The sequence below is a fragment of the Methylobacterium sp. B1 genome, assembly GCF_000333255.1.
GTDB lineage: Bacteria > Pseudomonadota > Alphaproteobacteria > Rhizobiales > Beijerinckiaceae > Methylobacterium > Methylobacterium fujisawaense.
Genome location: NZ_BACT01001021.1, coordinates 1 through 5,479, shown reverse-complemented (window position 1 = coordinate 5,479; position 5,479 = coordinate 1). Strand labels below are relative to the sequence as shown.

Annotated in this window: 7 protein-coding genes; 3 read left to right on the top strand and 4 right to left on the bottom strand. The window is 71.4% G+C overall.

Translation table 11 applies throughout. The features are described 5' to 3' along the window. The coding region (locus I53_RS35850) for a DCC1-like thiol-disulfide oxidoreductase family protein (protein WP_043357363.1) at positions 1-142 on the bottom strand (142 nt) is incomplete at its 3' end. A gap of 75 nt (positions 143-217) precedes the next feature. Further along, on the bottom strand, positions 218-3,097 hold the full coding sequence (locus I53_RS28450; protein WP_043357361.1) for a phosphoenolpyruvate carboxylase: 2,880 nt from the start codon (positions 3,095-3,097) through the stop codon (positions 218-220). Between the two features lie 241 nt (positions 3,098-3,338). On the opposite strand from I53_RS28450, the gene I53_RS32015 reads away from it, so the two are divergent. Both I53_RS32015 and I53_RS28440 read left to right on the top strand, forming a co-directional pair. Beyond that, a complete protein-coding gene (locus tag I53_RS32015; protein ID WP_251982486.1) occupies positions 3,339-3,542 on the top strand; it encodes a hypothetical protein in 204 nt (67 codons plus the stop codon). Next, positions 3,539-4,222 (top strand): hypothetical protein, encoded by a 684-nt coding sequence (locus tag I53_RS28440; protein ID WP_043357358.1) that lies wholly within the window; start codon positions 3,539-3,541, stop codon positions 4,220-4,222. Before I53_RS32015 ends, I53_RS28440 begins: the two co-directional genes overlap by 4 nt. A gap of 3 nt (positions 4,223-4,225) precedes the next feature. Here I53_RS28440 and I53_RS28435 read toward each other — a convergent pair whose 3' ends face one another. Further along, positions 4,226-4,585, bottom strand: coding sequence for a helix-hairpin-helix domain-containing protein (locus tag I53_RS28435; RefSeq protein ID WP_043357356.1), 360 nt, complete (start codon positions 4,583-4,585; stop codon positions 4,226-4,228). Positions 4,586-4,823: 238 nt separating this feature from the next. Here I53_RS28435 and rpmF point away from each other — a divergent pair, with 238 nt between their 5' ends. Then, positions 4,824-5,012: a 50S ribosomal protein L32 gene (gene rpmF / locus I53_RS28430; RefSeq protein WP_003601373.1), complete on the top strand. Its 189-nt coding sequence runs from the start codon at positions 4,824-4,826 to the stop codon at positions 5,010-5,012. 19 nt (positions 5,013-5,031) lie between these two features. On the opposite strand, the gene I53_RS28425 is transcribed toward rpmF, so the two are convergent. After that, positions 5,032-5,346: a hypothetical protein gene (locus I53_RS28425; protein ID WP_043357354.1), complete on the bottom strand. Its 315-nt coding sequence runs from the start codon at positions 5,344-5,346 to the stop codon at positions 5,032-5,034. Between the last annotated feature and the right edge of the window lie 133 nt (positions 5,347-5,479).

Here is a 5,479-nt window from a genome sequence, read left to right as displayed (position 1 = left end):
GCCGCGAGCCCGGGCAAGTATCCGCATCCTCTGCCACGTCGACGAAGGTGATCGCGCCGCGCCGGTCCAGCCGGCGCATCAGCGCGATCTCGCGCCGGCAGAGGGGGCAGCCTCCATCGAACCAGACGACGACCTGTTCCATGGTCGACGATATAGGCCGGCGCCGAGGTCGGGCCAGATCGCGCGTCCGGCCCCGGCCTGCGGGACGGCGTCGCGGTCATCCGAACGCGCCGACCTCGTGCTGGATCATCCCGGAGATCTCGCGGACCTGGTCGAACATCCGGCGGATCGGCTGGAACAGGTTGGCGTGCTCCGCCTCGTAGGTGCCGACGTCCCGCGGGCCGGCCGGCTCGCCGAAGTTCAGGCCGAGCGTCGGATCCGGCGTGATCGGGAAGATCGCGTCGAGGAGCTTCAGGCAGCCGTCGATGTCCAGCCGCAGGAAGCGCTCCAGCAGCTGCTCGCGGGAGATGCCCGCCTGGGGCCGGAAACCCGGGATGTGCACCGCCAGGAACCAGATCCGGTGGATCAGCGCGAGCCGCAGGGCGTGGAGCAGGGTCAGCCGCGCCGACATGGCGGGAAGGTCCGGGGCGGCCGCGCGCAGGGCGAGCCAGTCGCGGGTCAGGCGTCCGAACAGGTTCCGGAGCGCGGGGGCGAGGTCGAGGCGCTCCAGGGCCCCGGAGATCACGACCAGCTCGTCCCTGCGGAAATCCTTCTGCGTGCGCCGCGCCCGCTCCAGCCACACGGCCGGATCGAGGGTGTCGATATAGGCGCGCAGCACGTCGAGGTCGCCCACCGAGGCGGCGTGCTGCACCAGCCGGAAGGCCCGGGAGAAGCGCACCGAATCGCGGCGCATGTCGCGGAACAGGTCCGGGCCGCGCTGGGCGGCCCGGCCGATCCCGTGCAGGGAATTCGCCAGGAAGCCGAGCTGGTGCAGGATCGCGTTGTTGGGGATCGCCCGCATCTGGCGCGGATGGGTGATCCGCGCCGGGCCGCCATTGTCGGTCTGGCGTGCCACCGGACGTGAGCCGGTCCGGTCGATCAGGCTCGGGCCGAAGGTGCCGAGCAGGGCGGCGTAGCCCGGATCGTCGACCAGCGCCTCCATGTCCTGACGGGCCGCGGTGAAGAATTCGAGGGCGAAATCCGGCTCGGCGTAGATCGGATCGACCTTGGCGTCGGCCGCCTTGGGATGGTCGTTCAGGGCGTAGTCCGAGAACGAATCCTCCTCCGTCACGTCGAGCGCGTAGACGTGCTCGGCGATGCGGGCGACGCTGGCGCGGGCCAGCGCCTCGGTGCCGTACAGCAGGTAGCCGTCGGTGCCCTGGAAGCTCGATTCGAGCCGGACCCGGATGCCGGCCTTGCGGGCGCGGTCCCGCGCATCCTCGGGGGCGAGGTAGGCGAGGCGGTCGCGCAGGGAGGTCGGATGGGCGCCGCGCCCGATCGATTCGCCGTGCGTGTCGAAGATCGCGAGCTCGACGTCGGACAGGCCGTTCTGGACCAGCATCTCGGTGATGCGCAGCCGCAGTCGCTCGATCCAGAAGGTCGCCGCAAGCTGGCCGACATAGCGGCCCGAATCGGAATAGCCGAACTGCACGGTCAGCCGGCCGATGCGCTTCAGATACTGGCGCCAGTGGGGGTTGCGCAGGGCGTCGTCGAGCACCCGAATGCCCTGTTCGAGGGCGCTTGCCGTCTCGAACAGCGGCGTGATCTCCAGCTTGTCGGCGATGCCGTAGTGCCGCGCCAGCCAGAGGGCGGCCAGCAGGGTGTAGCCGGTCTCGGTCTCGGCGATGAGGAAGCGCACCGGATGGGTGCCGTCGACGTGCTTGAGGATCTGGGCGATCGTCATCATCAGCCGGGCGGCCGAGGCCCGCTCGGCCGCGAGCGCCCCGAAATCGACGGCGACCGGCCGGACATCGTTCAGCAGGGTGTGGATCGTCGCGAGGTGCGAGCGGCGCCGGGCCGCGTCGGTGGGCTCGCCTTCGAGGTCGATCACCCGGCGTACCGCATTGTGGATCTGGCTGGCGTTCAGCCGGAAATGCGGCAGGGCGTTCGACAGGCCGTGCGTCGCGACGCCCGCGCGCAGGACCGCGATCCGCCGTCTGTCGGCCCCGTCGTCGGCAGCCTCGAGGGCCTTGGTCAGCGCGGCGACGAGGGCGCCCGCGTCGGTCTGGGCGCGCTCGCGCTCGATGATGAGGGCCAGGGCGAAGCGGTGCACCGCCTCGAGGGACGGCTGGTCGCCGAGGCGCGGCGCCACGGTGAGCTGGCGGTTCACCGCTGCCAGCGCGTTCTCGGCGAGGGCACGGACCTCCCGGCACGCGGGACTCGCGGGCAGATCGCGCATCACCCGGTCGAACTGCATCCGCTTCGAGATCAGCCGGTAGCGGAGGGTGTCCCACCATCCGATGTCGGTCCGCCCGTCCGTGTCGCAGCCGACCCAGCTGGCGATGGCGAAGGGGCGGGGCGTCAGTTCGGTCCAGCGGTCGGGCCAGCGGGCGCGGGCGGCGTCGAGCAGGGCGCCGTTGAAAGCGTCGAGGGCGAGCCGCCCGTTATTGGCCGCCGCGCAGGCCTGCTCGAACTCGACGTCGAGGGTGATCGGCGCGTCCGGCCGCGTGGACAAAGTCGCCGCCCGTTCGATCAGCCCGGCGCGGGCCGCAGCGTCGGGCAGGCTCGCGGCCTCGGCGAGAAGGCCGGCGACGGCCCGGGGCATGCCGAAGGTGGGATGGGCGGTGAACACCACCGCGAAGGCGGTGCGGTGGATGAGGGCCGCGAAGGCCTCGACGCTGTCCGACCGGTCGGGGATTGCCGCCACGAGACGGGCGGGAATCCCCGCCTGCGGATCCTCGGGGCTGGCATCGAGCCCGACATAGGCCCGCAGCCGCTCCGCCCGGGCTGCCAGGGCTTCGGCGCGCAGGCGCACGAACAGGCCGTCCAGGTCGCCTGCCGAGATCTCGTTCCTGTCGAACCGCCGGGTGATCGCCAGGGTCACCGCCAGGACGGGATTGCGGAACGGGTCCTCCCGGGCCTGTTCCCGGGCAGCCTCAATCAGTCCGAGGAGGTGCGCCTCCAGTTCCTCGGGCTCGCGGCTCGGCTCGTGCTGCATCGGTCGGTCCCGGCTCCGGTCTGCCCGCATCTACCCGGTCCGGCGGCGCACGCAAGGAGCGTTCCGCACGCGATCGGGGACGCGATCGGACACGCGACGGGGTGGCGGCGGCCTGAACCGCAGGTTAGAGCTTGCCCGCTTATGGAGCGCCTGTTCATCATCCTGGGCCATCTGGGTTTTCGCCATCGCCGTCGTCGCCGTCGCCGCGATGGTGGCTCGCGGCCGGCGCGAGCCCCTGCGCATGGGCTCCGACCTCGATCTTGAGGACGAGGATCTGCTCATCGGCTCGGTCGGTCCCCGCAGGAGCCCGATCGACCGCAGCGCACAGGTGCTCGATCCGCGAGTGCTCGATCTGGAAGCGATGGAATTGGAACCGATCCGCGCCCTCGACAGGACGCAGCGCAGCGAGGCGCTCCACCGCGATCCGTCCGGAGGCAGCCGATGACGGTGAGCCTGCGCGGGGCGACCGGTCTGCTGCTGGCCGGCCCCCTCTACCTGACGATGGCGCAATCCGTTTCGGCCGCGCCGGGCGGAAAGCCGCCTGCGCCGGACGTTCCGACACAGACCGCGCCCGCTGCGCCGGCTCCCGCCCCGGAGCCGAGTGCCCCTCAGGCGACGAGCCCGACGCCGGCGGCCGGCCCGGCCCTCGAGCAGCCCTGTGGGACCCAGGCGGCCCGCTTCGAGAGCGGCAAGGGCTTCAAGATGGTGATCACGCGGTCCGGACAGATCCGCACGACGAACCCGCTCAGGCCGCTGACGCCCGAACTGAACGAGGTGCTCCAGGTCGTGATTGCCGGGAAGGTCGCCACCGCCTACGGGCCTGACTTCACGACGCTGCGGCGCGGCGGCGCCCCGGCGGGGATCGAGGCGATGCTCGGCGGCCCGATTCGCTGGCAGCCGACGCTGCCGACCTTCCCCGATCCGATCGCGATCGTCACCGAGGAGGGCACGCCGCTGGCGCAGCTCACCTTCCGCGCCTGCGAGACGCCGCCCGCCGTCAAGGCGCCGAAGGAGCCGAAGGCCGAAGCCCGCAAGAAGGCGCCCCGGCACGCGGCGCCGAAGGCCGCCGCGGCCCCGAAGACGCCCCCCGGCTTCTCCATGCCTCAGGGGGCGATCGCCGAGTAGCGGCTACTTCTGCTTGGCGATGACCTTGTCCTTGATGCCGTCGTAGACGGTCTTCGGGATGATCTTCTTGGAGACGAGATCGTCCTTCCCGCGATACGGCCGCCCCTTGATGATCGCGGCCGCGCGCGCCGCGCCGATACCCGGCAGGGCGTCGAGTTCCTCGGTGCTGGCGCTGTTGAGGTCGATGAGCGCGCCCTTTGCGGCGTTGGGCGATCCGGCCACCGGTGCGCTCGGTGCCATGGGCTTCGCGGGGGCCGTCGGCGCTGCGGTCGTCGGCGTCTGGGGCGCCTGCGCCAGGGCGGGGGCCGCCACGAGGCTCGACAGGAGGGCGAGAAGGGCGAGGGTCTTGGTGGAGGAAGCCATGGCGTTCTCCCGAAGGACGCGGCCCGCTGCGCGGTGCCGTCGTGGCAGATCTGCGACGGCCTGCTTGAACCCGCGCTTAACGCCCGCGCTTAACGGTTGTGGTCCGGCACCCCTAGCCACGGGCCGGCGCCGGAGCTATAAGCCCGCCCTCATCCGTATCCCGCGGTGTGCGTGGCGATCCTCGATCGAGGAGCCGCCCGCGCGCCGCTTTGTCCGCGGCGTCACGAAGGATCCTGCCATGGCCGTTCCGAAGCGAAAGACCTCCCCCTCCCGCCGCGGCATGCGCCGATCGGCCGACGCCCTGAAGGCGCCGACCTATGTCGAGGACAAGGATTCGGGCGAGCTGCGCCGTCCGCACCACATCGACCTGAAGACCGGCATGTATCGCGGCCGTCAGGTTCTCAAGGTGAAGTCCGCCGAGGCCTGAGCCTCGCGAAGGCGGCGCCTCAGGCGAGGCGCCGCGCGGCCTCCGCGTAGCGCGCGGCGGCCATCTGGGTCCGTGTCAGGCGTGACGGCAGCAGCGTCGGATCGTCGGCCGTGAGCAGCTGGGCGACAAAGCCGGCGCGGGGTCTTCCTTGGCCCGCGCGATCCGCCGGCCGACCCTCCGGTTCCCCCTCGGACCGCCCCCCATCGATCACCACCAGCGCCTGGGCTGCGGTCTCGGCCGGCTCCGGAGCCGCGTCCGGCTCCGACACCGGCTTGCGCCGGGTGGAGCGGACCTGTGTCGGGCCGAGACGGCTGACTGTTCCGATACGCACCATGCGCACACCTTTCGCACGTTTCCGTGCCGATGTCGCAAAGGTGGGGCCGGTGTTTACTAATCGTCAACCCTTTGTTCGGTCGCGCCGACAGGAATTTACTTTTTCGCCAGCGCTTCGAGCCGCTGCTGCATCT

What these genes read in the sequence shown, in the direction of transcription:
- I53_RS28450 (WP_043357361.1), bottom strand. Translation starts at nt 3,097, where the DNA reads ATGCAGCACGAGCCGAGCCGCGAGCCCGAGGAACTGGAGGCGCACCTC.
- I53_RS32015 (WP_251982486.1), top strand. Translation starts at nt 3,339, where the DNA reads ATGGGCTCCGACCTCGATCTTGAGGACGAGGATCTGCTCATCGGCTCG.
- I53_RS28440 (WP_043357358.1), top strand. Translation starts at nt 3,539, where the DNA reads ATGACGGTGAGCCTGCGCGGGGCGACCGGTCTGCTGCTGGCCGGCCCC.
- I53_RS28435 (WP_043357356.1), bottom strand. Translation starts at nt 4,585, where the DNA reads ATGGCTTCCTCCACCAAGACCCTCGCCCTTCTCGCCCTCCTGTCGAGC.
- rpmF (WP_003601373.1), top strand. Translation starts at nt 4,824, where the DNA reads ATGGCCGTTCCGAAGCGAAAGACCTCCCCCTCCCGCCGCGGCATGCGC.
- I53_RS28425 (WP_043357354.1), bottom strand. Translation starts at nt 5,346, where the DNA reads ATGGTGCGTATCGGAACAGTCAGCCGTCTCGGCCCGACACAGGTCCGC.